Here is a 21,265-nt window from a genome sequence, read left to right on the forward strand (position 1 = left end):
TAACTAATGGAGCACACATCCCCATGAGCACGATCAATCGCCGCGGCCTGTTGAAAGCGGGCGCGTTTGCCTCGATTGCCGCAAGCACCTCGGGCATTTCCCTGTCCGCCCTGGCGCAAGGAGAGACCATCAAGAAACCCGCCGAAGCACCCGCCACGCCTGAACCGGTGACCCGCATCCTCGCGCATTACCTGGTCAACGCCCGTTACGAAGACCTGCCGGCCAATGTGCGCAAGGAAGGCACTCGCACCCTGCTCAACTGGGTCGGCGTGGCCGTAGGCGGCTCCCATCACGAGACCGTCGAGCGCGCATTGTCGGCGCTCAAGCCCTTCTCCGGCCCGGCCCAGGCCAGCCTGCTGGGTCGCACGGAACGTCTGGACATCATGAACACCGCGTTCCTCAATGGCGTAGCCAGCCATATCTTCGACTTCGACGACACCCACCTGAAGACCATCATCCACCCGGCCGGCCCTGTGGTGTCGGCGATCCTGGCGCTGTCCGAATACCATCCGGTGTCCGGCAAAGACTTTCTCAATGCGCTGATACTGGGCGTGGAAACCGAATGCCGCATCGGCAACTCGGTGTATCCGAACCACTACGACGTCGGCTGGCACATTACCGGGACCGCCGGGGTATTCGGCGCCGCGGCGGCGGCCGGTAAGATTCTCGGCCTGAGCGAGCAACAGATGGTCTGGGCACTGGGCCTGGCAGCATCGCAGCCTGTGGGCCTGCGCGAATCCTTCGGCTCGATGAACAAGAGCTTCAACCCCGGTCGGGCCGCCAGCAACGGCCTGTTCGCGGCACTGCTGGCGGCGCAGGACTACACCAGTTCCGATGGCATGATCGAAGCCAAGCGCGGCTGGGCCAATACCATCAGCACCAAGCAGGACTATCGGGAAATCACCGAAGGCCTGGGCCAACGCTATGAAGCGGCGCTCAATACCTACAAGCCGTTCGCTTGCGGCATCGTCATTCACCCGGCACTGGACGCGGCGATTCAACTGCGCAACGAGTACAAACTGAGCGAAGACCAGATCGCCCGCATCGACCTCAAGGTGCACCCGCTGGTGATCGAACTGACCGGCAAGAAAACCCCGAAGATCGGCCTCGAAGGCAAGTTCAGCATCTATCACTCGGTGGCCGTGGCCATCATCGAAGGCGCCGCCGGGGAACGCCAGTACAGCGACCGCGCGGTCAACGACCCCAAGGTCATCGCGCTGCGCGAACGGGTCGTGGCGACCATCGATCCGGCCATCAAACCGGAGCAGGTCGACATGACCATCACCCTGAAAGATGGCCGCACCCTGCATAAATACATCGAGCACGCGATCGGCAGCCTGGAAGTGCCCATGACCGATCAGCAACTGGAAGCCAAGTTCACCGACCTGGCCAAAGGCATCCTGCCCGACGCCCAGGTGCGCAAACTGATCGACACCTGCTGGTCGGTGGAGAAGCTCGACAGCGCGGCGCAGATTGCCAAGGCGGCGGTGGTGTAGTTTTTCTGACGACCATGGAGATGGCTTTTGTGGGACCGGCTTTAGCCGGGAAGCTGGGCCTGGATAATGGTCTGACCCAGATCCAGGCCAGCGAGGTGGTAACCCATCTGGCGTTTTACGTCGGTTGGCCGAAGGCGATGTCGGCGGTGCCGGTGCTCAAGGAAGTTTTTGCGGCCAGGACCGCGCAGGGTTAGGAGGTTATCTGCATCGACAGCCGACGAAGGGTACGACCGCTCGGCAACTCAGGCAGAACGAGCAAAAGCGTCGTGCCTCCAACAATCACGCCCGATATGGCGGGCACCGGAGGTGACCATGACTGCTCCAACATTCACAAAGATACATATGAATGGCTATGACGTAATAAGCGCCAACAGTGGCGATTGGCGAGTGTGCACCAAGTCCGATCGACTGGGTGCCTTTGGTTCGCGAGAAGAGGCCCTGGCCTTCGCGGCATCCCTGCCCGGCTACAAGGAGAGGCCGGAACAATCGGCACCTACGCAAAAGCCGTCGAACCTGCATTGACCACGGAATGGCGACGGCGGTAATGGCATGGCCGCAAGCAAAGCTCGCGGCCATGGATCAGCGGGTTTGAAGGTGATCAAGCCTTCAGCCGTTCCTGAATGGTCAGCCGCCCGAGCCGCAATTCTTCCTTGAGTTCAGCCACCAGAGCAGCAATGGCGCGACTGCTGGCCATGGATGTGGCATCGATGCCGGTCACGGTCAGTTGCTCTTCGGCGTTGTCCGGGCTGCTCAGTTGAATCGTCATGGTGCCGTCTGAACTGATGGTGCAGGCACATTTTGTCGGTAGAAACGCCGCTTCAATGATGTGACGTAACTCCAGGCTGGAGATCATTTCGGGCCTCGCTTGTTATTGGTTGGATGCCTGAGGTATCAGTCCGAAAATTATAATCACATCAATGCGCTTTGTTGACGCCTGAAATACGTCATTTACGTTCACTATTTAACGTGTGCGTGCCTGTCAGCCCACCCGCTCGAAGAGGTCTGGATACGAAAGCCCCAATTCCTGCTCGATCCGCCGCAGATCGTTAAGGGTATCGATGGCCAGCATGACCCCGCCCTGAGCGCGATTGGCCTCGTCAGCCTGCTGCTCCATTTCCCCCGGATAAAAGACCTGTTTATGTCCGGCAGCCAGGGGCACGTCTTTAAGGGATTCGATATAGCTCTCCATGCAGGCATGAAAGTCGGCGACAGGCTGAAACGCCTCGACGTTCAAGGCCAGTACGAGATGGCCAGCGCGGCTGCGATTGACCGGATCGTAAGGCCCATGTACGCCCTCCAGAAAGCCACTGCGCGACAACACACCGGACAAAACATCGACCATGACACCCATCACATAGCCCTTGTGCCCGGCCATGGGCAGGATAAAGCCCTCAAGCGCGGCCTTGGGATCAGTGGTGGGATGGCCCTGGGCATCAATCGCCCAGTCCGCAGGTATGGGTTCGCGGCGATTGTTGGCCAGATAAATCTTGCCCCGGGCGACCCCGGAGTTGGCCATGTCCATGACCATGGGCGCATAGCGCCCTGCTGGCGCAGCAATGGACCAGGGGTTAGTGCCGATCTTTTTCTTCAGCCCGCCCCAGGGCGCCATGTTCGGCCCGCCGTTACTCATCAGCAGGGTGATGCAATTCTGCTGCGCGCCCATCCGGGTGAAATACATGCAGGTGCCGAAATGGTTGGAGTTACGCACCGATACCACGCCCACCCCGTGCTTTTTGGCGCGTTGCACCGCCTCCTCGGTGGCTCGTTTGGCGACGACCTGGCCCAGGCCATCACCCCCATCGAGCACCGCAATCGCGCCGCTATCCACTTCCAGCCGACATAGAGTCTCTGGTTTCATGGCCCCGGACTGCAGGCGCGCCATATACCAGCCCAGGCGCAACAGGCCATGGGACTGATGGCCCCACAGGTCGGCCTGGACCAGGGAGTCTGCCGTGAACAAGGCGTCCTCACGGGGCACACCCATGCGTTGGTAGACATCGGCGGCAAACTCCACCAGGCGGTCCGGGGCGATGCGGATGGTTGGGGCTTCGGGGTTATCGGCAGCAGTCATGAGGGGACCTCTTGATGAAGTGAGATTGCGTAGGACCGGCTTTAGCCGGGAGGGCCTGCTCGCGGCTAAAGCCGCTCCTACGGGAACACCGCGTTTATTCAGCAGGCTTACTAGTCAGTCGTAGCGCTTGCTCAACGCTTATCTTTCATCAACTATAAACATGCCCCGCCAGCCAAATAAGCCAATTCCCCAGCAAAATTCATTAGAAAAACTGAACTGACCATGCAGAACCTCGATATCGAACTGCTGCGCACCTTCGTCGCGATCATCGAAGGCGGGTCCTTTGCTGCAGGCGCAGAAGCGGTGTCACGCACCCAATCGGCGGTGACGCAACAGATGCAGCGCCTGGAGGCACAACTCGGCAAGACCTTGTTCAGCCGCGTCGGCCGGGGCAAGCAACTGACCGGCGACGGCCTCAAGGTGCTGGACTATGCCCGGCGTCTGTTGGCCCTCAACGACGAAGCCTGCATCGCCCTGGGCGGCACGGCGTTGAGCGGCGAAGTCCGTCTGGGCGCGCCCCACGACATCACCGACAGCCTGCTGCCCAATCTGCTGGCGCATTTTTCGGCCAACTTTCCCGAGTTGAAAATATCGATTCATATCGGTCGCAGCCCACAACTGCTTCAAGCGCTGCGACAAGGGGAAATCGATATGACCGTGGCCGGGATCGAGGCACCCGGCCTGCGCTTCATTACCCTGCGCACATCACCCATCGTCTGGATGTGTGCGGGCTCGTTTCACTACGATCCGAGCCAGCCGTTGCCTTTGATCGTCGCCGAAGAAGGCAGCTATTTCCGACGCATCGCCACCGAGGCACTGGATCGCGGCGCAATTGCCTGGCGAGTGACCTACACCTCGCCGACCCTGGTCGGCGTGCGCGCAGCCGTACGCGCCGGGCTGGGTGTAACGGCGCGCTCGGTAGAAATGCTGGGGAATGATCTACGGGTATTGGGCGATGACATGGCCCTGCCGCGATTGCCGGATGTCAGTTTCAAGCTTTATCTGGGTTCAATCGGCAATAATGCTTTGGCGCGACGGCTTTTTGAGTCGTTGGAGAACAGGAGCTTCTAACCGTCGCGTACCAAGGGGTATCAGTCAGGCACAGGAGCCTGGCGGGTTAGCGCAACCGCTGTCCGGTGGTTTACCCCCTTCACCGCCAGCACCACCACCGCCATCCCGACGCCGCACACTGCGGCCGAGATAACGAACGCCACGTTGTAACCGCCACCGTATTGCACCACCAGTCCAGTCAAGGTCGGCGCAATGATCCCGGCCAGGTTGGCAAGCAGGTGAACGAAGCCGCCTGTGCCGCCAACACGATTCTTGGGCACAATATCCTGGATCAGTCCCCAGCAGATCTGCGGAGTCACGAACAGGAAAATACTGGACACCGTGATGCAGGCAACCGCCATCCCCAGCGACGCTACTTGCGTGGTAATCAGCACACAGGCTGCGGCAACACCCAGACCTATAGTGAGCATGATTTTACGGGCGCGAATCACATTGCCGAGCTTGCGGCCCAATAGATCGGTGACAAAGCCGCCGCCGAGAAAACCCACCGCCGCGCCCAGCCAGGGAATCACGCCGATGATGCTCATGCTTTTGATATCCAGATGCTGATAGTCCATGAAATAGCTGGGTAACCAGGTCAGGAAAAAGTACAGGACGTAGTTGAAGCAGAAGAATGCAGTCGCCACCGCCAGCACTGGAACGGAAAAGATATAGCTAAATAGGCTGCGGCCCTCCTCGACACTTTCCACCAGCACTTCTTCGCGGCTGACTCTGATCAACTCGCGCTCAGCCGGGGACACTTTGGGATGTTGCTCGGGCGAGTCCTTGAAAATCGTCAGCCAGGTAAACAACCACAAAGCCCCCAGCACTGCGATCACAACAAAGGACACGCGCCAGCCATAGTTGTAGGCAACCAGCCCTACCACCGGTCCCGCCACCGCCGCGCCCAAGGGTTGCCCGCAGTTGGTCAGCCCCAGGGCCAGACCTGCTTCTTCCCGGGGAAACCAGTTGGTAATGGCTTTATTGGTGGTAGTGCCCATGGGCCCCTCGCCCATGCCGAACAGCACCCGAAAAATCAACAACTGTACGTAGCCGGTAATCACTGCGGTCAACCCACAGAACACCGACCAACCACCCGCCGCCCAGGCGAACACTTTTTTTGGGCCATACTTGTCGGCCGCCCAGCCACCGATAAAGCACAGTGCGCAATAGCCGATGAAGAAGGCGCTGAAGATAAACCCCATCTGCGCATCATCAATGTGCAATTCGCTCTTGAGCAGTGGTGCGACCACTGAGAGCGCTGCACGATCCAGATAATTGAGCATGCCTGCAAAGAACAACAGGGCGGCGATGTACCAGCGATAGTTGCCTTTCATTTTTCTATGGCCTTTTTTGTAGAGTGAAACAGCAGCGTGGACTTAATCGATCACAACGCGCCCGATGCAGTAGTCTTCGATCACCTGGACATCCGGGGCAAAACCCAGACCGGCGGCCGCAGGCAGATCCATGCGTGGCGTAAAGGCCAAGGCCGGATAGAGCAAGCGCTCGAACTCAATGAACGGCACTTCCACGGCCACCTCTTCAGGCAGCAAGGTGCACAAGTGCGCTACGGCCAGCAGACCGGGGCCAAAATAGAAACAGTGCGGCACCACCTTCACGCCGTGCTCCCTGGCCAGGGCGAAGACCTGGAGCATCGCACCGATGCCACCAATCTTCGCCACGCTAGGCTGCAGGACGTCGACGGCCTGCTGCTCGAGCAAGGCCTTGATGCCTTGCACACCGGCGGCGTTTTCGCCCGCAGATAACCGCACGCCTTCCCGGCGTACCTGGGCCAGGCCAGCCACGTCATCAGGCGGCCAGACCGGCTCTTCCAGCCAGGTTAATTCCAGCGGTTGCAGTTGCCGCGCGATATCACTGGCCTCGCTCACCGACCACGGACAATTGACATCGACCATCAATTCACCCGCAGCCACCGGCAGCGCCGAGCGCGCCGCAGCAATCGCTTCGACCTGGTTTTCATGGAGTTTGATCTTGCGAAAGCCCAACTCCCGAGCGCGGCTGACCTGACGATGCACTTCGGCCGGGTCATTGCCGTAACTGACCAGGCTGGCATACAACTCCAGCGTGCGCGCCGTTCCCCCCAGTAGTTGATAGAGCGGCACCCCGGCCTGCTGAGCGGCGAGGTCCCATAGCGCAATGTCGATGCCCGAAAGCGCATAGACCATCGCCCCCGTTGAACCGAAGCCGTGCAGAGCACGCTTGGCTTTTTCCATGGTCTGCTCACGATCAACAAGCCGCGTACCGATAAACATCGGCCCGACGACATCGGACAAGGCTTTGAATGTCACCGGATTGGAACCGTGGCCGAACGCTTCGCCCCAGCCCACCATTCCGCCTTCGGTGGTGACCTTGAGCATCAGGCTTTCCATTTTGCGGTGAGTCGGCGAAGCGGCGTTGAACGCATCGTCGTCCTTGGCCTGGCCAAGATTCTGCCGATGTTCTGTGCCTGTAGTGAACGGCATGCTGATACGGATGATTTCAATACTATGAATGACCATAGCTCGCTCTCCCCAAGTGTTATTGGATTTGTGGGTGTGCAGTTGATCTCGTACGTTATCGTACAACCATAGAGAGGAGCATGAAACATTTTGTAATGCTGGCGACCAGCAAGGGACATGGGTAGCGCGGGGATGGCTTAGCCAACAAAGCGAGGGTTTCGAAATATGGAGGCACGAGCCATTAAATCCGCTTCAGCGACTCATCAGGTCACTGCCACGTACTCAATACAGCAAAGGTAGGTACACCAACCGCATGAGGGGCAAATTCTGACCCACTGGTTATATGGTGTCCCAGGGCAGGTTCGAACTGCCAACCTTCCCCTTAGGAGGGGGATGCTCTATCCAATTGAGCTACTGAGACACTGGGCGCCGGACTGACGCGCGAATGGCGTCGGTGAGAACGGCGTGCATCTTAGCGATAAGGGCCGGTTTTGTCATGTTGTCATTGGCCCTCAAACCTGTAGTACGCGTCTGAAGGACGCCCCCCCGACAACGGCCATCGTGCAAATTGCAACACAGCGAAAAGCCATCATTGCAAAACGCAATGCAACAGGCTTGTCATACACTATTAACATATTGATTTAAAAGGGTTTTTATTCGATAAACTATTGGCATGCAGGCTGCATTATTCATCCTCGTGGACACCCCCAAAAAATAGTCTCAAGTGGAGGTACTCGAAATGAACATGTTCCTTTGCGCACTCAACGTCGCAGCCCTGGCTACCCTGGCAACACTGCATTTCTCGGGCGCTGACGAGCGGAGTGAGCAGGTCATCGTTCAATCGCAACCGCACTTGATGCAACCGGCGACTCGCCTGGCGCTGCGCACCACGCCGGCAAGCACCGTACTGGCCAACGACAGTGAAGTGACCACACCTGACACCACCCCGCGCTGGGTTTTCTAGCGTCTGCCGTCCACGAAGGAGCCTGCGTCATGTCGAAATCCGCCCTGTCGTTCGCGATACTGACTCTGATGGCCGTGGTTGTCAGCTACCTGATACCCGATCAGGCACCCGCCTTCACCACTCTAGCCAGAATCACTGCCGGCGTTTTCTTCACGTTGTTTATTGCCGCGCTGATCGTCGGACGCCGTTTCAAGTTTGATCCAGTCCTGCGCTGATCGGCGCAGTTCTCCCCGTCATCCTGCCGCGTTTGTCGGCAAATCCGCGCAATTGCCCCGCAACCTTCTACGCTGAAGACAGATAGCCATCATCGGTCAAAATGTAAGGCGATTTGAAAACGGCTATCAGATGAGCGTTGCTGCATAGTGCTTTGCAAAACCGCTCGCAATTCTGATAATTGGTGCTGGCAAATCGCCGTTACCTGAGTCAATATTTGGTCACAGAATTGACGCCAAGGATCTGGCAGTTTGGGGCATGATGCTGACCTCAATTGACAATCCAGGTTGAACATTTTGCCAATGTGGCTGTCAGAACATGACACCTTGCGGCCAATTGCGAGAACCGCTCCTCTGAACTTACCGGTTAACTATATGCGCCCAATAAAACAGGCTGTTTATTCCAGCCGCACGGCTGACAAGTTCGTTGTACGTCTGCCAGACGGCATGCGTGAACACATAGCTGAAGTGGCGAAAAACCACCACCGCAGCATGAACTCCGAAATCATCGCTCGACTCGAACAGAGCCTGGTTCAGGAAGGTGCTTTTGGCCAAGAGCCAAGCATGCGCCTTGACAGCCCTGAGTTGTCCTTGCACGAACGCGAGTTGCTGCAACGTTTTCGGCAACTGGCCCACCGCCAACAGAACGCTTTGCTTGCCCTTATCGCTCACGACACCGAAATGGCCGCAGCAGAAGCTGAAGCTTGATATGCAGAGCTACAACAAAAAGCCGGCAGCCCTTGCCGGCTTTTTTGTGCCTGCCGCAAGCTGACGACAGCGCCAACAAAAATGCCCCGCATTGGTGGATGCGGGGCATTTTTTTGAGCGCAGAGCAGGCTTGGGTTACATCAGGAAGATGGTCGCCAGGCCGAGGAAGATGAAGAAGCCGCCACTGTCGGTCACCGCAGTGATCATCACGCTCGACCCCATGGCCGGATCGCGCCCCAGACGCGCCAGACCCATGGGGATGGTAACGCCCATGAGTGCCGCCAACAGCAGGTTCAGGGTCATCGCTGCGGTCATTACCACGCCCAGTGACCAGCTGTTATAGAGCAGGTAGGAAACGATACCGATCACGCCGCCCCAGATCACGCCGTTGATCAGAGAAACCGCCAGCTCCTTGCGGAGCAGGCGACTGGTATTGCCGGTGCTGACCTGGTCCAACGCCATGGCGCGCACGATCATGGTGATGGTCTGGTTGCCAGAGTTACCGCCGATACCCGCCACGATGGGCATCAACGCCGCCAGTGCGACCAACTTCTCGATGGAGCCTTCGAACAAGCCAATGACCCGCGAAGCGATAAACGCAGTGATCAGGTTGACGGCCAGCCAGGCCCAACGGTTACGCAGAGAGCGCCAGACCGAGGCGAAGATATCTTCTTCTTCGCGCAGACCGGCCATGCTCAGGACTTCGCTCTCGCTCTCCTCACGGATCAGGTCAACCATCTCATCGATGGTCAGACGGCCGATCAGCTTGCCGTTCTTATCGACCACCGGGGACGAGATCAGGTCGTAACGCTCGAAGGCCTGGGCCGCGTCGTAGGCGTCTTCATCCGGATGGAAACTCACCGGATCGTTGGCCATGACTTCTCCAACCTGCTTGTCGGGATCGTTGACCAGCAGACGCTTGATCGGCAGCACGCCCTTGAGAATGCCGTCGTAGTCAACAACAAACAGCTTGTCGGTATGGCTCGGCAGCTCTTTGAGGCGGCGCAGGTAACGCAGGACCACTTCCAGGCTGACGTCTTCGCGGATGGTGACCATCTCGAAGTCCATCAGCGCACCGATCTGATCCTCTTCGTAGGACAGCGCCGAACGTACACGCTCGCGCTGCTGCACATCCAGAGCTTCCATCAGCTCATGAACGACATCACGGGGCAGTTCGGGGGCAAGGTCAGCCAGTTCGTCGGCGTCCATTTCCTTGGCCGCCGCCAACAACTCGTGATCGTCCATGTCGGCGATCAGGGTTTCACGAACAGAATCGGATACTTCGAGGAGGATGTCGCCGTCGCGCTCGGCCTTGACGAGCTGCCAGACCGTCAGACGCTCTTCGAGGGGCAATGCTTCGAGGATATAGGCAACGTCAGCGGAGTGCAGATCATCGAGCTTGCGTTGCAGCTCGACGAGATTTTGCCGATGCACCAGGTTTTCCACACGATCCTGGTTCTGACCTTCCTGGCGGTGAGTCAGGTCTTCGACAACACGCTGGCGCTGCAGCAGCTCGACGACCTGAGCCAGTCGATCCTGCAAGCTTTCCTGCGTCTTTTTTACTTCGATTTCGGTCATAGGCGAACTCCACCCCCAGCGGAGGAGCACGCCGGGGGATCAATCAGTTAGTGCATGATTGTTGAATCGTACGGTCAAGTAACTACTGGGTAAGTCCATGGAGGTTTTCCACAAGCCCCGGCGGGGCTGACGGGCGCAATGATACACCGCTTGGGCATGCCGGAGGCGACAAAATTCAACCTGAAACAAATGCTTGCAACACACACTTGAGTCAACGAGGAAACATTTAATAGTGCGACGTTACATTCAGCCAAGAAAACACGCTCGCCGGAAAAAAAGCGCTTGGCTAGGCTATCGTTCTGCCGTCAAGGAGGACGTCGAATGCCAGCCTACCGCCCAGGAATATTGCTTGCCACCCTGATCTGCCTGCCCGCCATGTCTTCGGCCACCCTGGTCAATCGTTGCGAGGACGCAGAGGGCAATATCACCTTCACCACCCTCTCCTGCCCGATGAACCACGAACGCACTGTACAACACGCATATAACCCGCCACCCGGAGGCGGATTTGCCGTGCTGCCACCGGCAGAATCACGCCAGCAATACAACCGCAGGAGCGCCGGCAAGCCGATAAAGGAAGAGGAGATTCTGGTTGTAGGGGAATGGCAGGACGGCTGCGGCAATCGCCTGAGCCCCGAACAACGCCGCAAGGCAATCATGAATCATCAGACACCGCCCGGTATGACCCGTCGGGATGTGGAAAATATGCTGGGCAGGCCTGATCGCATCACCAGCCGCAATGGCGAGCAGCACTTCACCTATAAAAACGAGGAAGGTCGCAGCAATAGCGTGATATTTGATCTGGATGGGTGTGTGAAAGGTAAGAAGTAGCTCCAACAGCACACAGCGAACTGTAGGAGCTGCCTAAGGCGGCGAAGGCGGCGCATCAGATAGACCCATTCGCAGCCTACGGCAGCTCCTACGCGATCTCATTCCAGATAAAAGACGCTGAAAAGCAAAAAGCCCATATCTTTCGATATGGGCTTTTTGGTGTATGGTGCACTCGACAGGATTCGAACCTGTGACCGCTCGGTTCGTAGCCGAGTACTCTATCCAGCTGAGCTACGAGTGCATGTGGTACTTGATAAACCAGATTACCCCTGGTTAAAGCCAGTTATCTACATTACTGTAAACAACCTTGTAAATGGTGCACTCGACAGGATTCGAACCTGTGACCGCTCGGTTCGTAGCCGAGTACTCTATCCAGCTGAGCTACGAGTGCATTTGTTGCCGCGCATTATAGGTCGTTAAATCTCTTTGTAAAGCGCTTTTTGCTAGTAAATTCAATCACTTACAGCTCAAGCCAGATTCAACGCACTAAGTAAATAATGGCGGAGAACGGGGGATTCGAACCCCCGACACCCTTTTGAGGTGTACTCCCTTAGCAGGGGAGCGCCTTCGGCCACTCGGCCAGCTCTCCGCAACACGGGGCGTATAATAACCACCCTTTTCCCCGTTTGCAAACCAAAAATTCAATAAAAATTAATGGCTTGGTTCCTCGTCCTTCTCTTTCTTGATTCGCAGGTAAATCTCTTCGCGGTGAACAGCCACTTCCTTGGGCGCATTGACACCAATACGCACCTGATTGCCCTTGACGCCAAGCACTGTAACCGTGATTTCACCGTCACCGATGATCAGGCTTTCCGCGCACCGACGAGTCAGAATCAGCATACCTTTCTCCTCACTCAATACATTCAGGGACTACTGTCTGCACAACCCCCAGGCACAGCCCCACGCGCAAACATGTGGTGTGCCAAGCCTGAGTATTGACCAGTGCGGGCAAAACAGCAGACTTTATGTGCAGAACCGGTAAAAGCGCAAAGGCGCGGCCTGCCTGACGGAAGACCGCGCCTCTGGATCCAGCATTACTCGCCCTGGCGGGGAGCGTCGAGCTCGAAAGCGGTGTGCAGTGCACGCACAGCCAGCTCCAGGTACTTCTCTTCGATGACCACGGAAACCTTGATTTCCGACGTAGAGATCATCTGGATATTGATGCTCTCCTTGGCCAGGGCTTCGAACATGCGGCTGGCAACACCTGCGTGGGAACGCATGCCGACACCGACGATGGAAACCTTGGCGATCTTGGTATCACCCTTGACTTCACGGGCACCGATTTCGCGAGCGGTGTTTTCCAGCACCTGCAGCGCCGCGAGGTAGTCGTTGCGGTGCACGGTGAAGGTGAAGTCGGTGGTGTTATCGTGCGCAACGTTCTGCACGATCATGTCGACTTCGATATTGGCGGCGCTGATCGGGCCGAGGATCTTGAAGGCCACGCCCGGGGTGTCTGGCACGCCACGGATGGTCAGCTTGGCTTCATCGCGGTTGAAGGCGATGCCGGAAATGATCGGCTGTTCCATGGATTCCTCTTCATCAATAGTAATGAGGGTGCCCGGCCCCTCCTTGAAGCTGTGCAGAACGCGCAGCGGGACGTTGTACTTGCCGGCGAATTCCACCGCACGGATTTGCAGGACCTTGGAACCGAGGCTGGCCATTTCCAGCATCTCTTCGAAGGTGATCTTGTCCAGGCGCTGGGCCTGGGACACCACACGTGGATCCGTGGTGTAGACACCATCGACATCGGTGTAGATCTGGCACTCATCAGCCTTCAGGGCGGCAGCCAGTGCCACGCCCGTGGTATCCGAACCGCCACGACCCAGGGTGGTGATATTGCCGTTCTCGTCGACACCCTGGAAACCGGCTACCACTACCACGCGACCGGCCTTGAGGTCGGAGCGGATTTTCTGGTCGTCGATCTGCAGGATACGCGCCTTGTTGTGCGCGCTGTCGGTAAGAATGCGCACCTGATTACCGGTGTACGACACCGCTGGCACGCCGCGCTTGATCAGCGCCATGGCCAGCAGGGCAATCGTCACCTGCTCGCCGGTGGACACAATCACATCCAGCTCGCGCGGAACCGGCTGATCGCTGATCTGTTTGGCCAGATCGATCAGACGGTTGGTTTCACCGCTCATGGCGGACAGCACGACCACCAGGTCGTCGCCCGACTCGCGGAATTTTTTGACTTTGTCGGCTACCTGCTCGATGCGCTCGACAGAGCCCACGGAGGTGCCTCCAAATTTCTGTACGATCAAAGCCATCTCAAAGCCGCCTCAGAGCCCACGAAGGGCGCCATTAAAACGTTCGAACCCAACAACACGGCCCGCCGCGAACAGCGGGCCGGGAGGTCGACTTAAATACCCTGCTCGACGAAAGGAACCGTCAGTGCCAGCGCCGCGTCCAGAGCCGCTGCATCGACACCGCCACCTTGCGCCATGTCAGGACGACCGCCGCCTTTACCACCCACGGCGGCCGCCGCTTGCTTCATCAAATCACCGGCTTTGAGTTGGCCAGTCAGGTCCTTGGTCACACCGGCGACCAAGACAACCTTGTCCTCATGGACCCCGCCGAGCAGGATCACTGCGCGGCCGAGCTTGTTCTTCAACTGGTCGACCAGCGCCAGCAGCGCCTTGCCATCCTGACCGTCCAGGCGTGCAGCGAGCACCTTGACGCCCTTGACGTCCACGGCCGAGGACGACAGGTCGTCGCCCGCAGCGCTGGCGGCCTTGGCTTGCAGTTGTTCCAGTTGTTTTTCCAGCTGGCGGTTGCGTTCGAGCACCGCGCTCAGCTTGTCCAACAGGTTGTCGCGATTGCCCTTGACCAGGGTCGCGGCTTCCTTGAGTTGTTCTTCGGCACCGTTGAGGTAGGCCAGGGCTGCTGCGCCGGTCACTGCTTCGATACGACGCACGCCTGCCGCCACACCGCCTTCGCTGGTGATCTTGAACAGCGCGATGTCGCCGGTACGGTTGGCGTGGATACCGCCGCAAAGTTCGACGGAGAAATCACCGCCCATGCTCAGCACACGCACGCTGTCGCCGTACTTCTCACCGAACAGCGCCATGGCGCCCTTCTTCTTGGCGGTCTCGATATCGGTTTCTTCGGTCTCGACCGGGGTGTTCTTGCGCACTTCGGCGTTGACGATTTCTTCCAGGGCCTTGATCTGCTCCGGCTTGATCGCTTCGAAGTGGCTGAAGTCGAAACGCAGGCGTTGGCTGTCGACCAACGAACCTTTCTGCTGAACGTGATCACCCAGCACCTGGCGCAGGGCTGCGTGCAGCAAGTGAGTGGCCGAGTGGTTCAGGGATGTGGCCTGACGGACGTCAGCCTCGGCCTCTGCTTCTACCTGGGCGCCAACCTTGAGGCTGCCGCTCGCGACTACACCGTGGTGCAGGAAAGCGCCGCCAGTCTTGGTGGTATCGCGCACGTCGAAACGTACGGCACCGGCCTGGAGGAAGCCGCAATCACCGATCTGGCCGCCGGATTCAGCATAGAACGGCGTGGTATCGAGGATCACAACGCCCTCGTCGCCTTCGTTCAATTGCTCGACCGACTGGCCTTCTTTATAGAGGGCAACGATTTTGGCGCTGCCACGAGTCGCCTTGTAGCCGGTGAACTCGGTGGCCACGTCAACCTTGACCAGGCTGTTGTAGTCCATGCCGAACGAGCTGGCCGAACGGGCACGCACGCGCTGGGCTTCCATCTCGCGCTCGAAACCTTCCTCATCGAGGGTCAGGTTGCGCTCACGGGCGATGTCGCCGGTCAGGTCCATCGGGAAACCGTAGGTGTCATACAGTTTGAACACCACGTCGCCCGGAATCACCGTGCCTTTGAGGTCGGACAGATCCTGCTCGAGGATCTTCAGGCCCTGCTCCAGGGTCTTGGCGAACTGCTCTTCTTCGGCTTTCAGAACGCGCTCGATGTGCGCCTGTTGGGAATTCAGTTCCGGGAAGGCAATACCCATCTCGGTGACCAGCGCGGCAACGATCTGATAGAAGAAGCTGCCCTTGGCGCCCAGTTTGTTGCCGTGACGGCAGGCGCGACGAATGATGCGGCGCAACACATAGCCGCGGCCTTCGTTGGACGGCAGCACGCCATCAGCGATCAGGAAACCGCAAGAACGGATGTGGTCGGCCACGACTTTCAGCGACGGTTGGTTGTCATTGCTGCAACCGATGGCTGCAGCCGACGCGCTCAGCAGGCTCTGGAACAGGTCGATCTCGTAGTTCGAATGCACGTGCTGCAGTACGGCGCTGATCCGCTCCAGGCCCATGCCGGTGTCCACCGACGGCGCAGGCAGCGGGTGCAGCACGCCATCGGCGGTGCGGTTGAACTGCATGAAGACGTTGTTCCAGATCTCGATGTAACGGTCGCCGTCTTCTTCCGGCGAGCCCGGTGGGCCGCCCCAGATGTCGGCGCCGTGGTCGTAGAAGATCTCGGTGCAAGGACCGCACGGGCCGGTATCGCCCATGGTCCAGAAGTTGTCGGAAGCGTACGGCGCGCCCTTGTTGTCACCGATACGGACCATGCGCTCGGCCGGCACACCGATTTCCTTGGTCCAGATGTCGTAGGCTTCGTCATCGCTGGCGTAGACCGTGACCCAGAGCTTTTCCTTGGGCAGGTTCAGCCACTTGTCCGAGGTCAGGAAGGTCCAGGCGTAGGTGATCGCATCGCGCTTGAAGTAATCACCGAAGCTGAAGTTGCCGAGCATTTCGAAGAAGGTATGGTGACGTGCGGTGTAACCGACGTTTTCCAGGTCATTGTGCTTGCCGCCTGCGCGCACGCACTTCTGGCTGCTGACCGCGCGGGTGTAGGCGCGCTTTTCCTGGCCCAGGAAGCAATCCTTGAACTGGTTCATGCCCGCGTTGGTGAACAGCAGGGTGGGGTCGTTGCCCGGGATCAGCGAGCTGGAGGCGACACGGGTGTGGCCTTGCTCTTCGAAGAAGCTCAGGAAGGCTTCACGGATTTCTGCGCTTTTCATTAGGTTCTTCCACGGCGATTGCGGGCAAAGGCAAGTACGACTTGCAAAGGGCCGCATTATATAGGCGTTGCGCTGTCGGTACAGTCTGTTTGTACGATAGAAACAAGCAACTGGATTATCGGTCGATTATTGCGCTCTAAACCGGGCGAATGCGGCGACCACCTGCTCAATCCCGGCACGGGACACATCCAGGTGGGTGACCATGCGCAAGCGCGGCGCGGCACTGAGCACGATGCCCTGTTCGGCACAGAAGTTTTTCAGCGCCTGGGCCTGATCGCCAATCTGCACATAGACCATATTGGTCTGCACCGGCTCGACCTCATAGCCCAGCTCGCTCAGCCCTTTGGCCAGGAGAGCGGCATTGGCGTGGTCATCGGCCAGGCGTTCGACCTGGTGTTCCAGGGCATACAGGCCCGCGGCCGCCAGCAGACCGGCTTGGCGCATCCCGCCGCCGACCATTTTGCGCAGGCGCCGGGCTTTGCCGATCAATGCTTCGGAGCCACACAGGACCGAGCCGACCGGCGCGCCGAGGCCCTTGGACAGACACACCGAGACCGAATCGAAATGCCGGGTAATCTCCCGGGCATCAACGCCCAGCTTGACCGCTGCGTTATACAGGCGCGCGCCATCCAGATGCAGGGCCAGGCCTTGCTCGGTGGTGACTTTGCGCGCCGCAGCGAGATACTCCAGCGGCAGGACCTTGCCCTGCATGGTGTTCTCCAGCGCCAGCAGGCGGGTACGGGCAAAGTGGAAATCATCTGCCTTGATTGCGCCGACTACCTGATCAAGATCAAGCGAACCGTCGGCCTGCACTTCCAGCGGCTGCGGCTGGATCGAACCCAGCACTGCCGCGCCACCGCCTTCGTATTTGTAGGTATGAGCCTGCTGACCGACGATGTACTCGTCGCCGCGCTCGCAATGGGCCATCAGGCCCAACAGGTTGCTCATGGTGCCCGTGGGTACGAACAACGCCGCAGCAAAACCCAGGCGTTCGGCCAGGAATGCCTCGAGACGGTTGACCGTCGGGTCCTCACCATAGACATCATCGCCCAGAGGCGCCTGGGCCATGGCTTCGCGCATGCCGGCGGTGGGCTGGGTCACGGTGTCACTGCGCAAATCGATAGCGGTCACGGTCAAAGCTCCCTGAAAAAAATCGAACCTCAATACTGAACGTATTCATGAGGCGTAAACAAGGCATTACTGAGGCTCAAAGGCCGGATAATCAAGGCCTGCAATCGCTAATAAAGAGCCTTTATATAAGAAAAGCGCAGGTCTACTGCACGAAAGTGTCGATGCACTTCTCGAAAATCTATGTTAAAAACTGCGCGCCGACACCGATTGTGTCAGCAACGTTCTCAGGGCGGGGCGTAATTCCCCACCGGCGGTAATGACGTGCAAAGCGTCTAGCCCGCGAGCGCTTGTCCACTTGCTTCGGCAACGGCCAAGGTCTAGCAGACCCGGTGTGATTCCGGGGCCGACGGTCATAGTCCGGATGAAGAGAGAACGGGATTGGCAACAGGGCTGCTACTTTCTGCGCACGACGACGTGCGCGCAAGGCTGGCGGCTGCCGGAAATCCCATTCGATCCAAAATGCCCTGTTTTTTTCATAAACAGGAGTCAGAACAGATGCAACCCACCGCAATCGACAGCAAAAGCAAAAACCATTCGAACGAACGTATCGCGTTCATTCAGGCTTGCTGGCACAAAGATATCGTCGATCAGAGCCGTAAAGGCTTCGTCACCGAAATGGCTGCCCACGGCTATACCGAACAGGACATCGACTTCTTCGAAGTCGGCGGCGCCTTTGAAATTCCGCTGCACGCCAAACTGCTGGCCAACTCCGGCCGTTATGCCGGCATCGTGGCTGCGGGTCTGGTCGTGGACGGCGGCATTTATCGCCACGAATTCGTTGCCCAATCCGTGATCAGCGGGCTGATGCAGGTCCAGCTGGAAACCGAAGTGCCGGTATTCTCCGTGGTCCTGACCCCGCACCACTTCCATGGCGGCGAAGAGCACCACAACTATTTCTTCCAGCACTTCGTGCACAAGGGCCAGGAAGCCGCAAAAACCTGCGCCGACACCCTGAGCAAGCTGCGCGCGATTCGTAACCATGAGTTGCACAAGCGCGCAGTTTGATTGAAACATAATCCGTAGGAGCGGCTTCAGCCGCGAGGTCGCTCTCCCGGCTGAGGCCGGTCCTACAGGGCTGCTTCAGATCAGGGCGTCTTCACCCGCCGGCACAATCAGAATCCCCGCCCGCAGGCCATTCTTGACGTTGGGGTTGGGAAAGATGATGCGAGCGCCCTCTTCCTCGATCACCCACGATGGGTGCCCAGGGTCCTGAGCCAACAGGTAGCCTTTTTCCAACAGCGAAAAATTCTCCACATCCGCCGTCAGGTTGAGAGTGAAGGCATCGCTGCGCTTGATGATTTCCCGGGCGACGCTGAACAGCTGCAAGCCGTCCAGGGATTCCTCGGCTTCGGGCTCATTGCCCTCGATCATCAATTGCAGACGTTGGCGCAGCAGCGTCAGGTTGACGTCCTGGTTCTGCCCGAATGGCCGCGCCTTGCCCAGTTCCAGAGTGAAGGCTTCGGCGCCCAACTGGTCGTAGGTGTAGGCACTGAAGACAATCGACGCCTTGTTTTGCAGCAGCACCGCGGTCATGCCCGCAGCGCGCAGGCGGGCCAGCTCACGGCGCGAATGCCTGCGCCCATCCTTCCAGGGGTAGAGGGCGAACTGTTCAATCTTCGAGCCACGAATCGCCGTATGCAGGTCGTAATGCACGCGCTGGCGACCTTCGAGACTGAAGAAGCTGGCAGCCAGGCGTTCCAGTTCCGCAGCGCGCATGGCCTCACTGCCGATGGCGAATTCATGCCGACCGTTGAACAGCCGGTTGACGTCCTGCTCGATGTAACGCTCGCCGCAGCGCATGGCCTCGGGGTTACCAAACAGGAACAGAATGCGTGCCCGTGGCTTCAACTGGCCACGGGCGATGCCCTGGATCAGCTCATCCAACAGCTCGATCGGGGCGGTTTCATTGCCGTGGATGCCAGCGGACAGCAACAGGTCCGTGGCGTTATCCCGGGCATCGGGCGGGCGCACTTCCAGCGCACCCTCACCGAGCCAGCGCAGACGCGTGCCGTCGGCGGTCAGTTGAGTCTTTTCCGCAGGCTCGCGCCCGGCCAGGGTCAGTTCAAGCAGTTTGCCGAGGGCGAGCATCCGCTACTCCTTATCAGTGATCGTGATTGCAGTCGGGGCCGTGGACGTGGTCTTCGTTGTCACCCATGTCCGCCGGTTCCATTTCCAGTTGCAGGCTGACCAGATTGGTGGCCAGTGGACGCAGCAGCAGGTTGGCGTATTCGGCATCACCTTCCTCGACATCGACGCCGATCAGCAACTGGCCACGGCCGTCCTGCTGAATCCACAGCTCCTTGCCCTGCCAGATAACGGCAACGCGGGTGCAGGAAGTTTCCAGCTGGGTGCCATCGGTGTCTTCAAGGATCAACTGCAGGGAATCGCTCATGGTCTGACTTCTCGTAAAGATGAAAAAGGGTTTCAGCCCAGCTGAAACGGATAAACGGCGCCCAGTTTAAGGATTTGCGTCAGTTCATCCAGTGCCGTACGGCATTCAAGGAGCAATTGTGGATCAGTCAGGTCGTTTTCGCCCATGCGGTCGCGGTAATGACGGTCGACCCACTGGGTCAGGCTGTCGTACAGCGGCGCGGTCATGATCACGCCGGGGTTGACCGCTGCCAGCTCAGTGTCCTTGAGCGCCACGCGCAGGCGTAGACACGCCGGGCCGCCGCCGTTCTGCATGCTCTGCTTGAGATCGAAGACCTTGACCTCGGCGATCGGGCTCTCGTCGGCGATCAAGCGTTGCAGGTAGTTCCAGACCCGTTCGTTGGCCCGGCACTCTTCCGGCACGATCAGCAGCATCGAGCCATCGCCACGCGCCAGCAACTGGCTGTTGAAGAGGTAGGAACGCACCGCGTCCTCCACCGCCACTTCAGCGCGGGGTACGCAAATGGCTTGCAGACGCCCACCGCGACGGCTGAGCTTGTCGTGCAGTTCGGCCACCAGGGCCTCGGTATTGAGGAAGGCGTCCTCGTGATAGAACAGAACTTCGCCATTGCCGACTGCAATTACGTCGTTATGGAACACCCCCTGATCGATCACTGCCGGGTTCTGCTGGCCGTAGACCACGCCCTCGGCACTCAGGCCATGCAGCCGGGCCACGGCCTGGGACGCTTCCAGAGTCTGCCGTGCCGGGTATTTCTGCGGCGCCGGGTAACGGGTATCGAAGGCACTGCGACCGAACACAAAGAACTCCACCCCGGCATCGCCATAGTCACGGCAGAAACGCGTATGGTTGGCCGCGCCCTCGTCGCCGAACTGGGCAACGGCAGGCAAGGCGGCGTGATGGGCAAAATGCTGCTGATCGGCAAACATCGCCTGCAATACACGGCTGGTGGTCGGGTGCTCGATGCTGCGGTGGTATTTGCAGTTGAGGTTGGCGGCGGTGAAATGCACGCGGCCGTCAGCGGTATCGGCGCTGGGGCTGACGGTGGCGGCGTTGGCCACCCACATGCTCGACGCCGAGCAACTGGCCACCAGCAGCGGCATATCCTGTTTCGCCACCTTGGCGATCACTTCGGCGTCAGTGCCGCTGAAGCCCAGCTTGCGCAGGCCGGCAATATCCGGGCGTTCCTGGGGTGCCAGCACGCCCTGGGTGAAGCCCATATCCATCAGCGCTTTCATCTTGGCCAGGCCCTGCAATGCCGCCTCACGGGGGTTGGAGGTCTGCTGGCTGTTGCTCTGGGACGCGACGTTGCCGTAGGACAGCCCGCCGTAGTTGTGGGTGGGCCCCACTAAACCGTCAAAGTTGACTTCACAGGATTTCATCGGCTTGGCTCCA

Annotated in this window: 20 protein-coding genes, 4 tRNA genes, 1 pseudogene and 1 riboswitch; of the genes and pseudogenes, 9 read left to right on the forward strand and 16 right to left on the reverse strand. The window is 58.9% G+C overall.

All coding sequences use genetic code 11. The features are described from left to right. Window positions 1–23: 23 nt before the first annotated feature. From M2401_RS20630 to M2401_RS20640, 3 genes and pseudogenes are all read left to right on the forward strand, one after another. Window positions 24–1,496 carry an MmgE/PrpD family protein gene (locus M2401_RS20630; protein ID WP_259105579.1) on the forward strand — a complete coding sequence of 491 codons (1,473 nt, stop codon included), beginning with the start codon at window positions 24–26 and terminating at the stop codon, window positions 1,494–1,496. A gap of 59 nt (window positions 1,497–1,555) precedes the next feature. Then, window positions 1,556–1,690, forward strand: a pseudogene (locus tag M2401_RS20635) (carboxymuconolactone decarboxylase family protein); the annotation flags it as partial. Between the two features lie 118 nt (window positions 1,691–1,808). Beyond that, on the forward strand, window positions 1,809–2,018 hold the full coding sequence (locus M2401_RS20640) for an SPOR domain-containing protein (RefSeq protein ID WP_259105581.1): 210 nt from the start codon (window positions 1,809–1,811) through the stop codon (window positions 2,016–2,018). Between the two features lie 76 nt (window positions 2,019–2,094). Here the strand turns inward: M2401_RS20640 and M2401_RS20645 are convergent, their stop codons facing one another. Together M2401_RS20645 and M2401_RS20650 are read right to left on the reverse strand one after the other, a co-directional pair. Continuing rightward, the gene (locus M2401_RS20645) at window positions 2,095–2,349 is read right to left on the reverse strand and encodes a DUF1652 domain-containing protein (RefSeq protein ID WP_259105582.1); all 255 of its coding nucleotides are present in this window, start codon (window positions 2,347–2,349) and stop codon (window positions 2,095–2,097) included. Window positions 2,350–2,475: 126 nt separating this feature from the next. Further along, a complete protein-coding gene (locus M2401_RS20650; RefSeq protein ID WP_259105584.1) occupies window positions 2,476–3,567 on the reverse strand; it encodes an Ldh family oxidoreductase in 1,092 nt (363 codons plus the stop codon). Window positions 3,568–3,789: 222 nt separating this feature from the next. Between M2401_RS20650 and M2401_RS20655 the strand changes: the two genes are divergently transcribed. Continuing rightward, complete coding sequence (locus M2401_RS20655) at window positions 3,790–4,638, forward strand: LysR substrate-binding domain-containing protein (protein ID WP_259105586.1); 849 nt, start codon at window positions 3,790–3,792, stop codon at window positions 4,636–4,638. Window positions 4,639–4,658: 20 nt separating this feature from the next. On the opposite strand, the gene M2401_RS20660 is transcribed toward M2401_RS20655, so the two are convergent. The 3 genes from M2401_RS20660 to M2401_RS20670 form a co-directional block, all read right to left on the reverse strand. After that, the gene (locus tag M2401_RS20660) at window positions 4,659–5,954 is read right to left on the reverse strand and encodes an MFS transporter (RefSeq protein ID WP_259105588.1); all 1,296 of its coding nucleotides are present in this window, start codon (window positions 5,952–5,954) and stop codon (window positions 4,659–4,661) included. A gap of 42 nt (window positions 5,955–5,996) precedes the next feature. Further along, on the reverse strand, window positions 5,997–7,136 hold the full coding sequence (locus tag M2401_RS20665; RefSeq protein ID WP_259105589.1) for a mandelate racemase/muconate lactonizing enzyme family protein: 1,140 nt from the start codon (window positions 7,134–7,136) through the stop codon (window positions 5,997–5,999). A gap of 284 nt (window positions 7,137–7,420) precedes the next feature. After that, window positions 7,421–7,497, reverse strand: a tRNA-Arg gene (locus M2401_RS20670). A 318-nt stretch (window positions 7,498–7,815) separates the two neighbouring features. Here M2401_RS20670 and M2401_RS20675 point away from each other — a divergent pair. The 3 genes from M2401_RS20675 to M2401_RS20685 all read left to right on the forward strand — a co-directional run bounded on the left by M2401_RS20675 (window position 7,816) and on the right by M2401_RS20685 (window position 8,960). Continuing rightward, the gene (locus M2401_RS20675) at window positions 7,816–8,040 is read left to right on the forward strand and encodes a hypothetical protein (protein WP_259105590.1); all 225 of its coding nucleotides are present in this window, start codon (window positions 7,816–7,818) and stop codon (window positions 8,038–8,040) included. A 29-nt stretch (window positions 8,041–8,069) separates the two neighbouring features. After that, window positions 8,070–8,255 (forward strand): PA3371 family protein, encoded by a 186-nt coding sequence (locus tag M2401_RS20680; RefSeq protein WP_259105591.1) that lies wholly within the window; start codon window positions 8,070–8,072, stop codon window positions 8,253–8,255. A gap of 372 nt (window positions 8,256–8,627) precedes the next feature. Beyond that, window positions 8,628–8,960, forward strand: coding sequence for an Arc family DNA-binding protein (locus M2401_RS20685; RefSeq protein ID WP_259105592.1), 333 nt, complete (start codon window positions 8,628–8,630; stop codon window positions 8,958–8,960). 135 nt (window positions 8,961–9,095) lie between these two features. Here M2401_RS20685 and mgtE read toward each other — a convergent pair whose 3' ends face one another. Then, complete coding sequence (mgtE, locus tag M2401_RS20690; RefSeq protein WP_259105593.1) at window positions 9,096–10,538, reverse strand: magnesium transporter; 1,443 nt, start codon at window positions 10,536–10,538, stop codon at window positions 9,096–9,098. A 321-nt stretch (window positions 10,539–10,859) separates the two neighbouring features. Here mgtE and M2401_RS20695 point away from each other — a divergent pair, with 321 nt between their 5' ends. Further along, a complete protein-coding gene (locus tag M2401_RS20695) occupies window positions 10,860–11,366 on the forward strand; it encodes a cell envelope protein SmpA (RefSeq protein ID WP_259105594.1) in 507 nt (168 codons plus the stop codon). 164 nt (window positions 11,367–11,530) lie between these two features. On the opposite strand, the gene M2401_RS20700 is transcribed toward M2401_RS20695, so the two are convergent. The 7 genes from M2401_RS20700 to ltaE all read right to left on the reverse strand — a co-directional run bounded on the left by M2401_RS20700 (window position 11,531) and on the right by ltaE (window position 17,481). After that, a tRNA-Arg gene (locus tag M2401_RS20700) sits at window positions 11,531–11,607 on the reverse strand. Between the two features lie 73 nt (window positions 11,608–11,680). Beyond that, a tRNA-Arg gene (locus tag M2401_RS20705) sits at window positions 11,681–11,757 on the reverse strand. A gap of 107 nt (window positions 11,758–11,864) precedes the next feature. Further along, a tRNA-Ser gene (locus tag M2401_RS20710) sits at window positions 11,865–11,955 on the reverse strand. A gap of 62 nt (window positions 11,956–12,017) precedes the next feature. Continuing rightward, the gene (csrA, locus tag M2401_RS20715) at window positions 12,018–12,206 is read right to left on the reverse strand and encodes a carbon storage regulator CsrA (RefSeq protein WP_002554426.1); all 189 of its coding nucleotides are present in this window, start codon (window positions 12,204–12,206) and stop codon (window positions 12,018–12,020) included. A 194-nt stretch (window positions 12,207–12,400) separates the two neighbouring features. Next, entirely contained in the window at window positions 12,401–13,633 is a 1,233-nt protein-coding gene (locus M2401_RS20720; RefSeq protein ID WP_259105652.1) for an aspartate kinase, read from the reverse strand. A gap of 92 nt (window positions 13,634–13,725) precedes the next feature. Then, window positions 13,726–16,350, reverse strand: a complete 2,625-nt coding sequence (alaS, locus tag M2401_RS20725) for an alanine--tRNA ligase (RefSeq protein ID WP_259105653.1) — start codon at window positions 16,348–16,350, stop codon at window positions 13,726–13,728. A 126-nt stretch (window positions 16,351–16,476) separates the two neighbouring features. Next, on the reverse strand, window positions 16,477–17,481 hold the full coding sequence (gene ltaE, locus M2401_RS20730) for a low-specificity L-threonine aldolase (protein WP_259105655.1): 1,005 nt from the start codon (window positions 17,479–17,481) through the stop codon (window positions 16,477–16,479). 216 nt (window positions 17,482–17,697) lie between these two features. After that, a riboswitch (FMN riboswitch) is annotated at window positions 17,698–17,859 on the forward strand. A 117-nt stretch (window positions 17,860–17,976) separates the two neighbouring features. Between ltaE and M2401_RS20735 the strand changes: the two genes are divergently transcribed. After that, a complete protein-coding gene (locus M2401_RS20735) occupies window positions 17,977–18,486 on the forward strand; it encodes a 6,7-dimethyl-8-ribityllumazine synthase (RefSeq protein ID WP_259105656.1) in 510 nt (169 codons plus the stop codon). Window positions 18,487–18,561: 75 nt separating this feature from the next. Here the strand turns inward: M2401_RS20735 and astE are convergent, their stop codons facing one another. From astE to astB, 3 genes are read right to left on the reverse strand one after another with little or no spacing between them, the layout of a single operon-like run. Then, window positions 18,562–19,569 (reverse strand): succinylglutamate desuccinylase, encoded by a 1,008-nt coding sequence (astE, locus tag M2401_RS20740; protein ID WP_259105658.1) that lies wholly within the window; start codon window positions 19,567–19,569, stop codon window positions 18,562–18,564. A gap of 13 nt (window positions 19,570–19,582) precedes the next feature. Further along, the gene (locus tag M2401_RS20745; protein WP_259105660.1) at window positions 19,583–19,873 is read right to left on the reverse strand and encodes a topoisomerase II; all 291 of its coding nucleotides are present in this window, start codon (window positions 19,871–19,873) and stop codon (window positions 19,583–19,585) included. A 32-nt stretch (window positions 19,874–19,905) separates the two neighbouring features. Continuing rightward, window positions 19,906–21,252, reverse strand: a complete 1,347-nt coding sequence (astB, locus tag M2401_RS20750; protein ID WP_259105662.1) for an N-succinylarginine dihydrolase — start codon at window positions 21,250–21,252, stop codon at window positions 19,906–19,908. Window positions 21,253–21,265 lie beyond the last annotated feature (13 nt).

Origin of the sequence: Pseudomonas sp. JUb42 (genome assembly GCF_024807945.1) — a bacterium.
Lineage (GTDB): Bacteria > Pseudomonadota > Gammaproteobacteria > Pseudomonadales > Pseudomonadaceae > Aquipseudomonas.

What these genes read in the sequence shown, in the direction of transcription:
- M2401_RS20675 (WP_259105590.1), top strand. Translation starts at nt 7,816, where the DNA reads ATGAACATGTTCCTTTGCGCACTCAACGTCGCAGCCCTGGCTACCCTG.
- M2401_RS20720 (WP_259105652.1), bottom strand. Translation starts at nt 13,633, where the DNA reads ATGGCTTTGATCGTACAGAAATTTGGAGGCACCTCCGTGGGCTCTGTC.
- M2401_RS20640 (WP_259105581.1), top strand. Translation starts at nt 1,809, where the DNA reads ATGACTGCTCCAACATTCACAAAGATACATATGAATGGCTATGACGTA.
- M2401_RS20660 (WP_259105588.1), bottom strand. Translation starts at nt 5,954, where the DNA reads ATGAAAGGCAACTATCGCTGGTACATCGCCGCCCTGTTGTTCTTTGCA.
- M2401_RS20630 (WP_259105579.1), top strand. Translation starts at nt 24, where the DNA reads ATGAGCACGATCAATCGCCGCGGCCTGTTGAAAGCGGGCGCGTTTGCC.
- alaS (WP_259105653.1), bottom strand. Translation starts at nt 16,350, where the DNA reads ATGAAAAGCGCAGAAATCCGTGAAGCCTTCCTGAGCTTCTTCGAAGAG.
- astE (WP_259105658.1), bottom strand. Translation starts at nt 19,569, where the DNA reads ATGCTCGCCCTCGGCAAACTGCTTGAACTGACCCTGGCCGGGCGCGAG.
- astB (WP_259105662.1), bottom strand. Translation starts at nt 21,252, where the DNA reads ATGAAATCCTGTGAAGTCAACTTTGACGGTTTAGTGGGGCCCACCCAC.
- M2401_RS20745 (WP_259105660.1), bottom strand. Translation starts at nt 19,873, where the DNA reads ATGAGCGATTCCCTGCAGTTGATCCTTGAAGACACCGATGGCACCCAG.
- M2401_RS20735 (WP_259105656.1), top strand. Translation starts at nt 17,977, where the DNA reads ATGCAACCCACCGCAATCGACAGCAAAAGCAAAAACCATTCGAACGAA.
- M2401_RS20665 (WP_259105589.1), bottom strand. Translation starts at nt 7,136, where the DNA reads ATGGTCATTCATAGTATTGAAATCATCCGTATCAGCATGCCGTTCACT.
- M2401_RS20655 (WP_259105586.1), top strand. Translation starts at nt 3,790, where the DNA reads ATGCAGAACCTCGATATCGAACTGCTGCGCACCTTCGTCGCGATCATC.
- M2401_RS20685 (WP_259105592.1), top strand. Translation starts at nt 8,628, where the DNA reads ATGCGCCCAATAAAACAGGCTGTTTATTCCAGCCGCACGGCTGACAAG.
- M2401_RS20680 (WP_259105591.1), top strand. Translation starts at nt 8,070, where the DNA reads ATGTCGAAATCCGCCCTGTCGTTCGCGATACTGACTCTGATGGCCGTG.
- M2401_RS20645 (WP_259105582.1), bottom strand. Translation starts at nt 2,349, where the DNA reads ATGATCTCCAGCCTGGAGTTACGTCACATCATTGAAGCGGCGTTTCTA.
- M2401_RS20650 (WP_259105584.1), bottom strand. Translation starts at nt 3,567, where the DNA reads ATGACTGCTGCCGATAACCCCGAAGCCCCAACCATCCGCATCGCCCCG.
- csrA (WP_002554426.1), bottom strand. Translation starts at nt 12,206, where the DNA reads ATGCTGATTCTGACTCGTCGGTGCGCGGAAAGCCTGATCATCGGTGAC.
- mgtE (WP_259105593.1), bottom strand. Translation starts at nt 10,538, where the DNA reads ATGACCGAAATCGAAGTAAAAAAGACGCAGGAAAGCTTGCAGGATCGA.
- M2401_RS20695 (WP_259105594.1), top strand. Translation starts at nt 10,860, where the DNA reads ATGCCAGCCTACCGCCCAGGAATATTGCTTGCCACCCTGATCTGCCTG.